Genomic DNA, 13452 nt, shown 5'->3' with positions numbered 1-13452 from the left:
ACCTGCATAGCGCACTGGCAGGTCGAGGCGCTGCTGATACTCGCGGTACCAGCCCTTCAAAGCGTTCTTGGTTGGGTAACCCAACTGTCTGATGGTGGGCCTAACCCGTTTACCAAGCTTGATGTAAAGCTCAACGGCTCGGATTCTGTCGTCGTATGAATACATGAACTACCTCCTGGTAGTCCAAGTTTTCGTCCGCATCCCCGCCGGGTCAGGATTGCATGGAACTCAACATCTTTCTGCATAGAAAGGACGACTACCCCCTTCCTCGACAAGTTGGCGCGCTTCGGCTTCGTCGCCAACACGTGATTTGCGTCCGCGTCGCACATCAGCGCAGCCGGCCAAGACCTGGCACCCAGGGTCTCTACGTTCGAGTCCTTCGGCGTTTGGCCCCGAAGCGCCATATCAGATAGAGCAGCACTGCCAGAACCGTCAAGATCGTTGCGAGCCGCCTCCAGCGCAACTGCTCGGGGATAACTCGCGGCAGATTGATCAATCCAACAAGGTCAGCCATGACGGACAAGACGGCGAGGGCCGCAAAGCATGCCACCAGTATTTGGATCGTTGCGTCCGTTTCCTCTTTGTCCTTCTGCTCCTGGTCATGCACCACATACTTAAGGGTTTCCTCGACATCCTGATAAAGCTCAAAGCCCTGCTCCAGCGAATACAGCGCCTTGCACGCCTTCAGGTACTTGTTCTGATCGGAATCAAAGCACTCGCTGCGCTGCGCGATCTGCGTTAGTGTCAACTTGTCGCGAATGAGGATATGCCTCAGTTCGTGGCTGGTTAACAAGCTCTGGGACGACCCAGGCCTCCGCCACCATCCGCTCCACCGCGCTCTCACACTTTCCGTCATCGTCTGGGGCGTCGTTTCGTTTGAGGCCACGAATTGCTTGAGGATGCGCTGGTAGCCGTTGATGCACGAAGAATGAAATGTCTGTTCGGCCAGGTAAATACAGTCGGCATCCAGGAAATACATGAGTTCGTCGAAGGCTATCCGCCTAGGACTGACCCAGAGAGGGAACTCCTCTGACAAGTAAATCGTGACATCGTCGTAAGACAGTTTGACGTCGAGTACTTCGAACCCCTTCTTGTACTCCTCCACCACTTCCGGCGTCTCCCCAATCAGGAACATGTGCGTGCCGTAAACGTAGTGATCGTCCCATTCGAACGGCACTGACGACAGCAAGCTCGAGGAGTCGCCTTCCTGCAGCGCCGTCGATTCAATGAGCTGTTCGTTGGTCAGGGTTCTAAATAGGGAGTGGCCAGTCTCCCCAGACTGAAGATCGTCAAGCAAGCGCTTGATTTGCCTAGATATGTCGGTCATGGGCACAGTCGAGGGATCTGCCATCGACCCTGACAGCGTAAAGCCGGCCACCACGTAGAGAAAGCCGAAGTCGAGAAAACGGAAGGTTAGTTGCGAGAGGCTCAGTACCCCCAGACTGGTGAACACCATGTCGGCCAAGCTCGCAACCGCACTCTCGTCGAAGCAAACGTCGAGCGCCTGATACGTGTCGTCCGAGTGCAGTTCCTGATACCTGGGTCGCTGCCGCGGGCCAATGTGAACTTGCTCATTGCCCGAGAGAATCCCGCTAAGGGTGGCCAGTCGCACGCGTATGCCCCCCGCCGGCAAATTGCCGTAGGCCTGTCGATGAACGCAGGTGTTGATCTTGAAGGTCGAGGTGTGCACGAACAGCGACATGGAACTCCTCACAGCCAGGATGAGACAGAGCGCGCGCAGCCTGCAGTTGGCGAACCGCGGCGGAGCAGGCGACGATACGCCTCGGAAAAGTGAACAGCAATTGCAAGAAAGATGAATGGGTTCGTTGAGTAGGCCCTGCAGCGGTGGATGCAAGGTAATCTCGGCCAGCCCTTCCACATTTGCCAACTCTGTGACTAGAACTCGGCGCCTTGCTTAGCCGCGTCAACCCCTAAGTCTTGTCGACCGGCTTTCCCGGATCCATCATCCTTGCGACGGCGCTCACGTGCGCTGCCCCCGCCCTGAAATACCCCCCGATCGTCTCCACACTCCGATGCCCCGTCATCGCCATCGTTTCCTGCAGCGGCATGTTCTGCCGTCCCGCCTCGGTCACGAACCCCGAGCGCAGCGAATGGGCCGAGAAATCCTCCCCCACACCGGCCAGCGCACATCGCGCCTTCACAACGTCCCGCACCGCCGTCCCCGAGAGCCCATCGGTGCCGAGCTTGCCGTTCTTGAGGATCCGCCGGAAGAGGGGCCCCGACGTGATCCCGCTCGCCTTGAGCCAGGCCTCGAGTGCCACGGCCGCCGACCCCACCACCGGCTTTACATCTTCCGCCCGGATCTTCCCGTTGTGGTTCGTCTTCGAACTCGCCAGCGTGTACAGATAGGCGCCTTCATCCCCGCGGTGCAGGTTCTCGAAGGCGGCTTCTGACACCTCCGAGCGCCGGCGTCCGCCCGAGGCCCAGGCGAAGAGGAGGAGGGCGCGGTCACGTTTTCCTTTCAGCGAGTCGTCGCAGGTCTCCAGTACCGCCTCCAGCGGCTCCTTGGTCAGCGCACGTTGCTTGTGAGGCAGGGCGTTGCGCTTCGCATAGGCTTTTCTGGTCTTGCTCAGGAGTGCCTTCACCGCAGGGTCGACGCACGGATTGGGCTGCTTGGAGACGTGGTGCGCCATCGAGAGCACTGAGACCCGGTGCACCAGGGTGTTCAGCGCCGGCGCCCCGAGCTTTCCCTTAAAGCCGGCTTCCACCAGCGCCTGGTCAATCTCGGGCGGCAGCTGGTGCTCGAGGCCCGCCTTGGTCGAGCGCTGAGCGTGGTCGACGATGAACTGGACCACCACGGGGACGGCCACCGGCAGCGCCATCTGCTGGCCATAGCGCGCGCCGAACCAGGCGGCCCAGTAGCGCATGGCGGCGCGGTACGCCAGGCGCGTGTTGTCCGACTCGCCCTCGGCCATCAAGTCGTGCGCGGCTTCCTCGGCCATGTCGGACAGCTGGCTGGGGTCGAGCAGCGCGTGGTCGGTTTTCAAGGGCACCAAGGCCTTGGACACCTTGGGCACCTGGGACGGCGACGTTTTCTCAGCAGATTTCATAGATGACCTCCAGCGGCATTTGCTCGGCGGACAGGGACGGACGATGTCCACCTCAGGCCGTCTTATCGTTATTTATCACACATGCCATGTATGATGTCTAACGTGTATTCTACATAGTTTCCGATAATCTATTATTATCGTAAGTAAAAGACACCGAGGAAAGACCGCATGGATCTGAAAAGTTCGAGCGGCAACATTCATCCGATCCGAAGCGGACGTGGCATCCAGGAGGCCCAGGTTTGGGAAGCCGCGGATGCGCTCGTGCATGAAGGCCTGCGCCCGACCATCGAGCGCGTGCGCCAGAAGATCGGCAGCGGCTCGCCCAACACCGTGAGCCCTATGCTGGAGCGCTGGTTCGCCACGCTCGGCAAGCGCCTGGATGGCCAGGGAGCCAACCTGGCCGACGGCGAGGCGCATCAGCTGCCCCAGGGCATCGTCCAGGCCGCCAAGCTGTTCTGGGAGGCCGCCCGCCGCGAGGCCGACCAGGTGCAGGTCCAGAAGACCGAGGCGGCCCGGCACGAGATAGAGTTGCAGCGCGAGGCGCTCTCCCGGAAGGAGTCGGAGCTCACTCAGCGCGAGGCATCCTTCGAGCAAGCCCGCGTGGCGCTCGATGAGGCACTGGCGTCTTCCCGGCAGGCAGTCGCGGCGATCGAGGCCCAGATGCACACGCAGCAGCAGGAATCGGCTCGCCTCCTCAGCGACTCCGAAGCCGAGGTACGCCGGTTGCGCAAGGCATTCGAGGAGACCGTGGCCGGCAAGGAAGCCCTGAGGGAGAAGGCGGCGATGGAACTGGGCGCTGCGCAACGTGACGCCAGGGAGGCCGAACAGCGCCATGTCGCCCACGAGCGCCGGCTTCTGGCCGACGTCGATCGCGAACGAGCGGCCGCGCGCCAGCTCGCCGCAGATCTAGCGAAGGAGCGTAAGGCCCGCGCGGCGGACCTCGACGCAGCACGCGCCGCGCAGGAGTCGGCACAGCAGGCGCTTCAGGCCGAGAAGGCCGCGCATCGCGATGCGGCCGCCGCGTGGTCCCGCCAGCAGCAGGAGGGCCGGGTCAAACTTGCGACGCTCCGAGAGCGCGCCGCCGGGGCAGAGCAGCGAGCCGGCGATCTGGCCTCGCAGCTGGAGCGCCAGCAGCGGCAGGCCGAGCGCGAGATTTCGCAGCTGCGTGAGGGGCAAGCGGCGACGGTGGCAGCGCTGCGCCAGCTGGAAATCCACAGCGAAGGTCGCGAAGCCGACCCTCCGGCGCGCCCCAAAAAATCAACCAAATGAGCGCGCTGTCACTATCCCGCGTCTATCCAGCCCCATTAATGTGAACCTGAAAGACCATCAGCGAGCTGAGCCGTTCGCGAACTGCATGAAGAACAAGCGCTCAACGGCGGGCTGAGGCGCCTGCTCGCTAGCTGATCGGGCAATGCCGCAATCGGGCCACCGGCTTCCACACAGCCGTCCCAACCCCGGGCCGCCGATCGGTCCGCGAGGAATCCTTCGATCACTCAATAAGTTAACATAATGAAGATTGTGTTTCTTTCCAGCGAGATCAATCCACCGAAGCGACGACCTGCGAGGTGCAGTTGCCGAACTCGCAGCGCAGCGCCATGGAGCGTCCATCGGCGCATGCCACGCTGTAGCGCTCGAACCCCGGCCCCTTGTCCTGCAGCACGGCTCGAGGCGTGACGCCGCAGTTGTTCGCCTTCGCATAGCTCTCGGCGACGTAGGTGTCCTGGCCGGTCTTGCGAGCCAGCGACTGCGGGTCGGCCTTGGGCGGCACGATGTAGGTCGCCGTCACCTGGGGATCGAGGTTCCTGTAACCCTGCCGAGCCATGCAGTTGACCAGCGCGGTCTGCATCATCTTGGGGCCGGCAGGCACGCCGTTCGGACTGTCGGTGACCACGGCTGCGATGCCGCCGATCGCCGCGGCCGCCACCACCCCCAAAGGAAAGACGATCGCAACGCCCACTGCGACAACGTCCAGGACGTCGGAGTTGCTGGGTCCGGTGCGCATGACCCGGATCTTCTCGGCGGCCGTGCGGCAGGCATCCAGGTCCGAAGCGAAGGCGGCTGGCGCCACGCCCTCCATGTCGACCATCGGAACGTAGGCCGCGCCTTCTCCCTGGCCCGGTCCGGTCGCCGCCGGCGTGGCACAGCCGCAGACCAGCGCGGTCGCGAAAGCGGCACTCACGACTCTGCGCATGGATCGCTCCTCGTTGATCGCAACTGGAAGCGATTTGATCACACGTTTTGTTACTGAACTGGATTTCGCCAGCGGAAAGGCGCGCGCGGATGGCAGTCAGTGCAGAAAACAACAATCTCCGAGGCGCAGGCGAATCGCCCTCCTCCGCGCGACCTCTGTGACGCCCCTGGAGATCGAAAAGCGCCAGGCGCTCTTCGATCGGACGCCGAAACGGTCAATTGGCGGCTTGCTTCTTGGCCGCGGCCCTGGCATCGCGCGCGCCGACCCTGGCCTGTCCCGTGTTCGCGGCCTTGCCGCCGCTGGCTTCGGGATTGAGTTCGGGAGTGGTGGCCAGGTCGCCGGTCGGCTTCTTCACGTTGCCTTGGGGCCTGGCGTTGGCCCTGTTCTGACCCGCCGCTGCAGCCTTGCCGCCGCTGGCCTCGGGATTGAGTTCGGGGCTGGTGGCCAGGTCGCCCGTCGGCTTCTTCACATTGCCTTGCGGGCGCGCATCGACCCTGGCTTGAGCGCGATTCTGGGCCTTGCTGTTGGTCACGGGTTGTTGCTCCGACGAGGTGCCGGCCGGATTTTGAGCATAGGCGCCCCCTGCGAACAGGCCGGCGATCATGACTGCGAGAAGTTTTGTCATTGCGTTTCCTTGGGAGTTGGAGGTCGATTCGCCTCGCCATCGGCAGAGGTCAGAGCAAAACGATGACTTTGAGCCCTTGGTTGACAGGGATTTGCGACGGCCAACCAACATAACCGGTTCAGCGAAGGCTGTCGAATTACATCGGGAAATACAAGTGACAAGTAGCTTCCAGCCGCAACACGCGAGCGGCAGGCAGCAAGGGGGCTGTCACTGGTGCAGTGCTGCCTTCTTCGGGCTCTTCGCCTTGGCCGCCGGCTTCAGCCGCGTGCGGGGCGTTGCCTCAGCGGCTGCGGCGTCGTGAGCGATGAGGTGCAGGGCTGCCCAGGGGCTCTCTCCATGGAAAGTCGTCTTGACGACCGGTGCGCCTTCGGTGGTGACGGGCGTTGCCGGCGTAGCGATGGAAGATGTGGTCATGCGAGTGATCTCGGTTGTCAAAAAAATGGCTCTGCCGCCCGCCGTTCGGATCAGGCGTACGCAGGCGCGAGCGGTTCGTCGAACGGGCACGAATGATCGTTGGCCTGGCTTGTCCAGCCAGGCAACGACGCCAGGTTCGGGGTGTGGTTTGAGCGGCTCGGACAGGTGCTTCGCGTCGAGCGGAACCTGTCGCGAAAAGACGGGTTGCCTGGCTCGGCCGAGCGCCTGAACAAGGCGGACTTCGGGCGCGATTGTACGCGTGCGGCGGATCGGCAGCCGTCCCGCACCCCGCGAACCACCAGTGGCAATATCGTGGGGCTCTCGCGCTGATGCGGAGCCAAGCAAGTGGGAGCAGAAATTGAGCGAGCATGCAGTGACAGTCCTGATCAGCCGCAACGTCAGGGCCGGCTGTGAAGCGGACTTCGAACGAATGACCCGGACGCTGATGGAGGCCGCGGCCCGCTTCGAGGGCTACCTGGGCGCCCAGCTGGTCCATCCGGGCGACGACCCGGAGGTCGAGGACGCGATGTACCACGTCGTGCTGGCGTTCGATCGGCAATCCAGCCTGGACGCCTGGCTGGAGTCGCCGGAGCGCAAGCGGGGGCTGGAAGCGGCCGAGCCGCTGGTCCAGGGCAAGCCCAGCTTCAAGCCGGTGTCGGGCCTGGGATTGTGGTTTCGCACTGCGCCATCGAACCCACCGCGATGGAAGGTGGCCGTGGTGACCTGGCTGGGGATCTGCCCCACGGTCTATGTGCTGTTCCTGCTGACCAGCGACCTGCTCAAGTCGTGGTGGCTGCTGCCGCGAACGGTCGTGCTCTCGCTCGCGGTCGTCCTGCTGATGACCTGGGTCGTGGCGCCGCAGCTGACGAAGCTTTTCAGGCCCTGGCTGTTCGCCCGTCGGTCGAGGCCGTAGGATCGGCCGGCGCCGCAGTTCCCCACATGCCCGCCAGCCAGCGCGCACTGCGATCCAGTGCCTCGGTGGTGCCGAGCGGCGGCGCGTAGCCCAGGATCTCGACGGCACGGTCCATGGGCAGCCGCGTCGCGCAGGTGTGCAACTGGCTGATCTCCCAGTCGGCAGCCGGCGCGCCGGGCTGCGGCAGCACGAAACCGTTCGGCACCGCGGCTGCCGAGTAGCGATCCAGGCCGGCCTTGACGGCGTCCTTCAGGCGGCGGCTGAACATCGGCATGAGCAGCTGGGAGGCGCGGCCCCGATTGACCCGCATCACGCGGTCCCGCAAGGTCGGCGGTCTCGGCGGCGCCGCCGGAACGACCTGGAAATCCGAGACATCGAATCCGAGCGCCTGAACGACCGGACGGTAGAACTCGCGCCAGCTCAGTGCGGCATCGTCCGCCACATAGAAAGGACCTTCGGTCGCCCGCGGATGCACGAGGCCCAACTCGATCGCATGGACCAGGTTGTCGACATAGATGTGGTTGCAGATGCCCTGCCCGCCCTCGACCAGGAAGGCCTGCCGGGAGCGCAATGCGCGCGGCAGGCCGCTGAACCATTGGCTGCGCGGTCCATAGACGATGCCGGGCCTGAGGATGCAGACCTCCACGCCCGAAGCATCGCGCAGCAGCCGCTCGGCCCGCACCTTGGCGTTGTTGTACTCGGCCGGCTGGTCGTCCCGCAGCGGGCTCAGGTCGTTGGTGCCCGGCGGCGGATTCTGCCCATGCACGGACGCGCTGCTCAGGTACACGAGGCGCCGCACGCCGGCGGATCGGCATGCCTCCAGCGCGGCTTGCGCGGCCGTGGCGATCTGGTCCGCATCGCCGACGATCGCATGGACCATCGTGTCGCAACCCTCGATGGCGCGCGACAGCGACCCGGCATCGAACACATCGGCCTGCTCCCATTCCGGAAGCGCGAAGCGGGCCATGCGGGCCAGGCTGCCGGGGCTCCTGACGACGACGCGTACATCGTGCGAGCCCGAGAGCAGCCATTTCTCCAGCAGCCGTGTTCCGACGAATCCGGAACCGCCGAGCAAAGCGACTTTCATCATTGGACCCCCGCCAGTTGCCGGGCCCGGAGCTGCTCGGCGGGCTCCAGGTACGGGATGTCCAGGAGCCGCTTGCGGCCGTACATCGACTCCACCAGCGCCAGCGCGGCGCCTGCCGTGCGGCTCGTCACGCGCGGCTCGCGCTTTTCTCGGATCGCATCGACGACATCCTTCCATTGGGCCGTGAAGGCGCCCAGGTAGCCATGCTGGGGCAGGGAATACTCGGCGCTGCTGCCATGGGCGCGGCGGCTGGTCGCCAGCTGCGGGGCCGACACGCCGTCCATCTCGATCAGCAGGTCGGTCGCCTGGCCGGTGCGCCAGGTGACGGTGGCGCGTTCGAATTCGACGCGGTAGCGATTGGCCAGCTCGACATCCCAGCTGAGCCGGATCTCGGCCTCGGCGCCGCTCGCCCAACGCAGCCGGGCGGCACTGTTGAGCTCCACGCCGCCCATGGCGTCGTCGGCGTAGTCCAGGACCTCCGGCACGCCGAGCCACGAGACCAGGATCTCGAGCATGTGGATGCCGATGTCCAGCGTGACGCCGCCGCCGCCCTCCTCCCGCGTGAAGAATCCGGCCGAGGCCGCAGGCCATCGGAACAGGCCGCCCTCCTCCGCCACGATGCGCCGCACCGGGCCGAAGACGCCGGAGCCGATCATCGAGCGGATCGTTTCGAGGGCCGGAAAGAAGCGCCGGAAATGGCCGACGGCCAGCACGCGGTCCAAGCGATCCGCCTCCGCCTGCATGGCGGCGGCTTCGGCGGCAGAAGCGCACATGGGCTTCTCGACCAGCAGGTGGCAGTGGCGCCCCAGCATCGCCAGCGCGAGGCTCGAATGGCTGCGAGCCGGCGTCGCGATCAGCGCCAGGTCCGCCTCGCAGGCGGCGTCCAGATCGGTGTAGCGCGCCGCCGAGGGAAAGAACCTGCTGCACCGGGCCAACCGGTCTTCGCTGCGGTCCACCAGGCCGACCACCTCGAGCAGCCCCAGGCGCTGGGCCTCCCGGGCCGCCGGACCCTGGTATTCCTCGACCAGAGCGCCGCAGCCGACGATAAGGACTCGAAGCGGAGCACCCGCGCCATTCCCCGTTTCCATGCCATTCATTGACCCAGTCCTCTTTTCAAAATCCATCGCAATTGCCAGGCCAGCAGCCGCGGGTTGCGCAGCAGGATGCGCGCGCCGCGCAAGGCACCGCCGGGGGCCCGGACCACATCCCGCAGCAAGGGACGCACCGACAGCGACAGCGAAGCGAAGCCGGCTTGCTGCGCCTCGCGGCACAGCCGGCAGTCCGGGTGCAGTTTCACGCTGCGGCGAAGCACCTCGCTGCCGGTTCGCCACATCACTTCCAGGTTCTTGCTCATGCTGCCGGGCACCGTCCGGTAGCCGCTGCGCATTTCGCGCACCAAGCTGAACCTGGCGCCGCCGGCCGCGATGCGCAGCCACAGGTCCCAGTCCTCGCAGGAGCGCAGTCCGGTGTCGAAGACCCCCGCGCGCGCCAAGGCCTCGCGGCGCACGACGAAGGTGACCGGTGGCCCGACGTTGCCCCGCAGCAGGATGTGGAAGGGATCGACGCTCAGGTCGCGGCCGCCGAACTCCGCCAGGATCCGCTCGCCGCCCTCGTCCACCACATCGGCCAGTCCGTGGACCACGTCGATGCCGGGGTCCTGCGCCAGCGCGCGCGCTGCAGCCGCCAGCATGCCCGGCCGCAGGAAGTCGTCCGAGTCCAGAAACAGGAGGTAGCGGCCGGTCGATCGCAGGATGCCGCGATTGCGCGCCGCGCTGAGGCCGGCGTTGGCCTGCCGTATGACGATCACGCCCTCGTAGCGGCCGGCGACTTCCGCGGCTGCGTCCGGCGAGCCGTCGTCGACGACGATCACTTCCAGGTCCAGATCCCCGTCCTGCTTCTGCTGCAGCGCCGACTCGATCGCCTTCGGCAGCAGGTGGGCCTGCTTGTAGCAGGGAATGATGATGCTGAAATCAGCCATTGCCGGGTTCACTTCCGTCGTCGGCGGATGCTGGTGTATCCGTCGTGCAGCGCCAGCGGCCAGAAGCGGACCGGGAGCCTCGCGAGTTCGCGCAGCGCGCCTGCCACCGACGACCGCGCCTGCTGCCTGAGCAGCGGCGAAAAGGCCGTCAGATAGACGTAGCGGGCAGCATTCGCGACCCCGTGGCGGGCCGTGGCGCGGCGCTGGCGAGAAGCTCCCACCGGCCGTCCGGCTGCCTTCGCGACCACCTGGCGGATGCCCTGCCACATGGCGTTCCCGTTCTTGCTCAATGACCCGGCCCGCAGGCGATACACGGCCAGCGTGTGGTCCATGCGGACCCACTTGTCGGTCGCTGCGGCGATGCGCAGCCAGAGATCGAGGTCCTCCGCGTGATGCAGTCCCGGCTGGAACAATCCGCTGCGGGCGAAGATCTCCCGCCGCACGACGATGCCGTTGGTCGGCACCGGTTCGCCGCCCAGGATGCTCAGGAAGGCCGTCGGCTGCAGGCTCGGCGCCGCGTTGTGCCCGATCGGCCGCCCGTCGTCGTCGACCACCTGCATGCCGCAAACGAAGACGTCGGCGTCGGGATGCGCGGCCAGGGCCGCCTCGAAGGCCTCCCGGTAGCCGGGCAGCAGCAGATCGTCGCTGTCCAGGAACAGCACGAATGCCGCCCGGCTCTCGAGGATCGCCCGATTGCGGGCCACCGAGGGGCCGGCGTTGCTTTGCCTGATGACCCGCACCCCTTCGCAGCCGGCCGCGAAATCGTCAGAGCCGTCCGTGGAGCCGTCGTCCACCAGCAGCACGGGAATGCGGTTGCGTTCCCATGCGGAGGCCAGGGTGCCGGCCAGCGTTGCCGCCGAGTTGTAGGAAGCCGTCAAGGCCTCCAGGTCCACGGGCCCCATGGCTCACGCCTGCGGCGGAACCGCTTGCTGGGTCAGGCGGCTGGCGAGCCGCAGCAGGCCATGGCGCGCCTCGTAGGCCCGGGGCGCGCCCGGCAAGGCCACCGGATGCACTTCGAGCTGAACGCACTCCGGCGCCGCGAAGACTTCCTTGCCGGCGGCATCGTGCAGGAAGTAGTCGATGAAGTAGCGCCCGGGCAGCAGGTTCATCGTTTCCAGCGACATCCGGAAAGAGAACCGGCCCGCGTACTTCTGGAAGTCGACGGCCTCCTCGGGGCCCCAGATCTCGGACAGCACGATGCCGTTGGCGTCCTGCCAGCGCAGATACGGGATGCAGAGCGGCGTGGGCTGGGAGGCTTCCATCACCAGTTCGATCGTCACCGGCTTCAGGAAATCGACATCGCTCACCGCCGTCTGGACGCCGTTGATCTTCAGGTCCACCAGCCGCAGGTTGCCGTCGACTCCGGGCTTGGACAGTGCCGTGATCGACACCGGCGCCCGCTTCGCGTACTCGGCGAGCACCTCGTCCGCGGAGCCCTGCATGAGCAGCTTGCCGTTGGCCAGCAGCAGGCCCTTGTTGCACAAGGCCTTCACCGCCGCGATGTTGTGGCTGACGAACAGGACCGTCTTGCCTTCCTGGCTGCTGACGTCCTTCATCTTGCCGAGGCACTTCTCCTGGAACTGCGTGTCGCCGACCGCCAGGACTTCGTCCACGATCAGGATTTCAGGGTTCAGGTGGGCCGCGACCGCGAATGCCAGGCGGACGTACATGCCGCTCGAATAGCGCTTGACGGGCGTATCGAGAAAGCGCTCGACCTCGGCGAAGTCGACGATGGCGTCGAACTGCCGGGTGATCTCGCGGCTGCGCATCCCGAGGATCGAGCCGTTCAGGTAGATGTTCTCGCGCCCGGTCAGTTCGGGATGGAAGCCGGTTCCGACCTCGAGCAGCGAGCCGACCTTGCCGTAGAGGTGAACCTCGCCCGCGGTCGGCTCGGTGATCCGGCTGAGTACCTTCAAGAGCGTGCTCTTGCCGGCGCCGTTGCGGCCCACCACGCCGAGCACATCGCCCTTCTTGACGTCGAACGACACCTCGTCCAGGGCGCGGAAAGTCTCGAACTCCTGGGGAACGAAGACGCCCTTCAGCGCGGCGACAGCGGCATCGGTGACCCGGTTGTGCTGCTGCGACTTGTGGACGATCCGGTACTCCTTGGTGAGCCCGCGGACCGAAAGCGCAAGCTCAGATGACATCTGCAAATCTCCGCTCGTGCCGCTGGAAGATGGCCGAGCCAATGACGAACAACAAGACCGAGGCCACGGCGCTCACCACCACCAGGCTCCAGTTCGCAACCGGAATGCCCAGCACCGCCCAGCGGAACGACTCGAGGATGCCGACCATCGGATTCAGCGCGACGAACCATTGCGCCGATGCCGGGATATTCGAAGAGGCATAGGCCACGGGGCTCGCCCAGAGCAGGAACTGGGCGAACACGGGGACCACGTACCGGACATCGCGATAGCTCACATTGAGCGCGGCGGCCCACAGTCCGATGCCCAGAGCCAGCAGGATGGCCATCAGCAGCGCGACCGGCATGAACAGCAGCGAGACGCTCGGAGCGATGCCGTAGATCGCCATGAGCAATGCCAGCACCACCGCGCCGATGGCGAAATCGATCAATACGCCGAGCACCGTGGAAAGCGGCAAGACGACGCGGGGAAAATATATCTTGCTGACCAGGCCCGAATTGCTCACCAGCGATTCGCTGGACTTCTGGAGTATCTGGATGAAGGCATTCCAGATCAGCAGGCCGGCATAGCTGAATATGAAATAAGGGATTCGGTCGTCGCCGGTCGGCAATTTCGCGACGCGCCCGAATACGAATGCGAACAGCCAGGCGCCAATCAGCGGTTGCAGGAGCACCCAGACCACGCCCACGGCGGTCTGCCGATAGCGAAGCTTCACGTCCCGCAGGGCGAGGATGTGCAAGAGATCCCGGTATTCCAGAACCTCCTTGAACGGGAAGAGAACTCCCCGAAGGCCTGGTTTGAGAATGAGATGGGGGGTGTTGCTGGCGCTGGTCATCGACGAGCGCCCCAATTCCGATCGAAACGAAGGGTTACTTCTTGACCGGCGTCTGGAAACAATGTTGCAACATGATACATGTCGGGAATCATAACACTTAGTGACTACAAATCTCGGTATGTCAAAGGAGATAACGGACTGGCTGAAAGCAAAATCAGTACCGGGTCGGGCAATAAGGCACAGTGTCCATGAAA

13 protein-coding genes and 1 pseudogene are annotated in these 13452 nt (G+C 64.9%); 2 read left to right on the top strand and 12 right to left on the bottom strand.

Annotated features, from left to right (window positions below):
• The 3 genes and pseudogenes from QTI45_RS18480 to QTI45_RS18470 form a co-directional block, all read right to left on the bottom strand.
• Positions 1-165 (bottom strand): annotated as a pseudogene (locus tag QTI45_RS18480) (IS3 family transposase); the annotation flags it as partial.
• Between the two features lie 199 nt (positions 166-364).
• A complete protein-coding gene (locus QTI45_RS18475; protein WP_286655481.1) occupies positions 365-1702 on the bottom strand; it encodes a hypothetical protein in 1338 nt (445 codons plus the stop codon).
• Positions 1703-1931: 229 nt separating this feature from the next.
• The gene (locus QTI45_RS18470; RefSeq protein ID WP_286655493.1) at positions 1932-2963 is read right to left on the bottom strand and encodes a site-specific integrase; all 1032 of its coding nucleotides are present in this window, start codon (positions 2961-2963) and stop codon (positions 1932-1934) included.
• Positions 2964-3239: 276 nt separating this feature from the next.
• Here QTI45_RS18470 and QTI45_RS18465 point away from each other — a divergent pair, with 276 nt between their 5' ends.
• Positions 3240-4340 (top strand): DNA-binding protein, encoded by a 1101-nt coding sequence (locus tag QTI45_RS18465; RefSeq protein ID WP_286655480.1) that lies wholly within the window; start codon positions 3240-3242, stop codon positions 4338-4340.
• A gap of 268 nt (positions 4341-4608) precedes the next feature.
• Here the strand turns inward: QTI45_RS18465 and QTI45_RS18460 are convergent, their stop codons facing one another.
• The 3 genes from QTI45_RS18460 to QTI45_RS18450 all read right to left on the bottom strand — a co-directional run bounded on the left by QTI45_RS18460 (position 4609) and on the right by QTI45_RS18450 (position 6301).
• Positions 4609-5262, bottom strand: coding sequence for a hypothetical protein (locus QTI45_RS18460; protein WP_286655479.1), 654 nt, complete (start codon positions 5260-5262; stop codon positions 4609-4611).
• A 214-nt stretch (positions 5263-5476) separates the two neighbouring features.
• Positions 5477-5887, bottom strand: coding sequence for a hypothetical protein (locus QTI45_RS18455; protein WP_286655478.1), 411 nt, complete (start codon positions 5885-5887; stop codon positions 5477-5479).
• A 207-nt stretch (positions 5888-6094) separates the two neighbouring features.
• On the bottom strand, positions 6095-6301 hold the full coding sequence (locus QTI45_RS18450; RefSeq protein WP_286373576.1) for a hypothetical protein: 207 nt from the start codon (positions 6299-6301) through the stop codon (positions 6095-6097).
• Between the two features lie 373 nt (positions 6302-6674).
• On the opposite strand from QTI45_RS18450, the gene QTI45_RS18445 reads away from it, so the two are divergent.
• The gene (locus QTI45_RS18445) at positions 6675-7214 is read left to right on the top strand and encodes an antibiotic biosynthesis monooxygenase (RefSeq protein ID WP_286655477.1); all 540 of its coding nucleotides are present in this window, start codon (positions 6675-6677) and stop codon (positions 7212-7214) included.
• Here the strand turns inward: QTI45_RS18445 and QTI45_RS18440 are convergent.
• The 6 genes from QTI45_RS18440 to QTI45_RS18415 are packed head-to-tail and all read right to left on the bottom strand — an operon-like array spanning position 7177 to position 13258.
• On the bottom strand, positions 7177-8301 hold the full coding sequence (locus QTI45_RS18440) for an NAD-dependent epimerase/dehydratase family protein (protein ID WP_286655476.1): 1125 nt from the start codon (positions 8299-8301) through the stop codon (positions 7177-7179). The two genes, QTI45_RS18445 and QTI45_RS18440, sit on opposite strands and share 38 nt — an antisense overlap.
• Complete coding sequence (locus QTI45_RS18435) at positions 8301-9398, bottom strand: Gfo/Idh/MocA family protein (protein ID WP_286373573.1); 1098 nt, start codon at positions 9396-9398, stop codon at positions 8301-8303. Before QTI45_RS18435 ends, QTI45_RS18440 begins: the two co-directional genes overlap by 1 nt.
• Positions 9395-10279, bottom strand: coding sequence for a glycosyltransferase (locus QTI45_RS18430; RefSeq protein ID WP_286655475.1), 885 nt, complete (start codon positions 10277-10279; stop codon positions 9395-9397). Before QTI45_RS18430 ends, QTI45_RS18435 begins: the two co-directional genes overlap by 4 nt.
• An 8-nt stretch (positions 10280-10287) precedes the next feature.
• Positions 10288-11172, bottom strand: a complete 885-nt coding sequence (locus QTI45_RS18425) for a glycosyltransferase (protein WP_286655474.1) — start codon at positions 11170-11172, stop codon at positions 10288-10290.
• A 12-nt stretch (positions 11173-11184) separates the two neighbouring features.
• Positions 11185-12426 (bottom strand): ABC transporter ATP-binding protein, encoded by a 1242-nt coding sequence (locus QTI45_RS18420; protein WP_286373570.1) that lies wholly within the window; start codon positions 12424-12426, stop codon positions 11185-11187.
• Positions 12416-13258: an ABC transporter permease gene (locus QTI45_RS18415; protein WP_286655473.1), complete on the bottom strand. Its 843-nt coding sequence runs from the start codon at positions 13256-13258 to the stop codon at positions 12416-12418. Before QTI45_RS18415 ends, QTI45_RS18420 begins: the two co-directional genes overlap by 11 nt.
• Positions 13259-13452: the final 194 nt, after the last annotated feature.

Source organism: Variovorax saccharolyticus (assembly GCF_030316765.1).
Lineage (GTDB): Bacteria > Pseudomonadota > Gammaproteobacteria > Burkholderiales > Burkholderiaceae_C > Variovorax > Variovorax saccharolyticus.
This window is presented reverse-complemented; position numbering and strand designations above follow the sequence as displayed.

Bases quoted from the DNA above. Each gene is read 5' to 3' on its own strand.
- QTI45_RS18475 (WP_286655481.1), bottom strand. From the start codon at position 1,702: ATGTCGCTGTTCGTGCACACCTCGACCTTCAAGATCAACACCTGCGTT.
- QTI45_RS18470 (WP_286655493.1), bottom strand. From the start codon at position 2,963: ATGGCCGAGGAAGCCGCGCACGACTTGATGGCCGAGGGCGAGTCGGAC.
- QTI45_RS18465 (WP_286655480.1), top strand. From the start codon at position 3,240: ATGGATCTGAAAAGTTCGAGCGGCAACATTCATCCGATCCGAAGCGGA.
- QTI45_RS18460 (WP_286655479.1), bottom strand. From the start codon at position 5,262: ATGCGCAGAGTCGTGAGTGCCGCTTTCGCGACCGCGCTGGTCTGCGGC.
- QTI45_RS18455 (WP_286655478.1), bottom strand. From the start codon at position 5,887: ATGACAAAACTTCTCGCAGTCATGATCGCCGGCCTGTTCGCAGGGGGC.
- QTI45_RS18450 (WP_286373576.1), bottom strand. From the start codon at position 6,301: ATGACCACATCTTCCATCGCTACGCCGGCAACGCCCGTCACCACCGAA.
- QTI45_RS18440 (WP_286655476.1), bottom strand. From the start codon at position 8,301: ATGAAAGTCGCTTTGCTCGGCGGTTCCGGATTCGTCGGAACACGGCTG.
- QTI45_RS18435 (WP_286373573.1), bottom strand. From the start codon at position 9,398: ATGAATGGCATGGAAACGGGGAATGGCGCGGGTGCTCCGCTTCGAGTC.
- QTI45_RS18430 (WP_286655475.1), bottom strand. From the start codon at position 10,279: ATGGCTGATTTCAGCATCATCATTCCCTGCTACAAGCAGGCCCACCTG.
- QTI45_RS18420 (WP_286373570.1), bottom strand. From the start codon at position 12,426: ATGTCATCTGAGCTTGCGCTTTCGGTCCGCGGGCTCACCAAGGAGTAC.
- QTI45_RS18415 (WP_286655473.1), bottom strand. From the start codon at position 13,258: ATGACCAGCGCCAGCAACACCCCCCATCTCATTCTCAAACCAGGCCTT.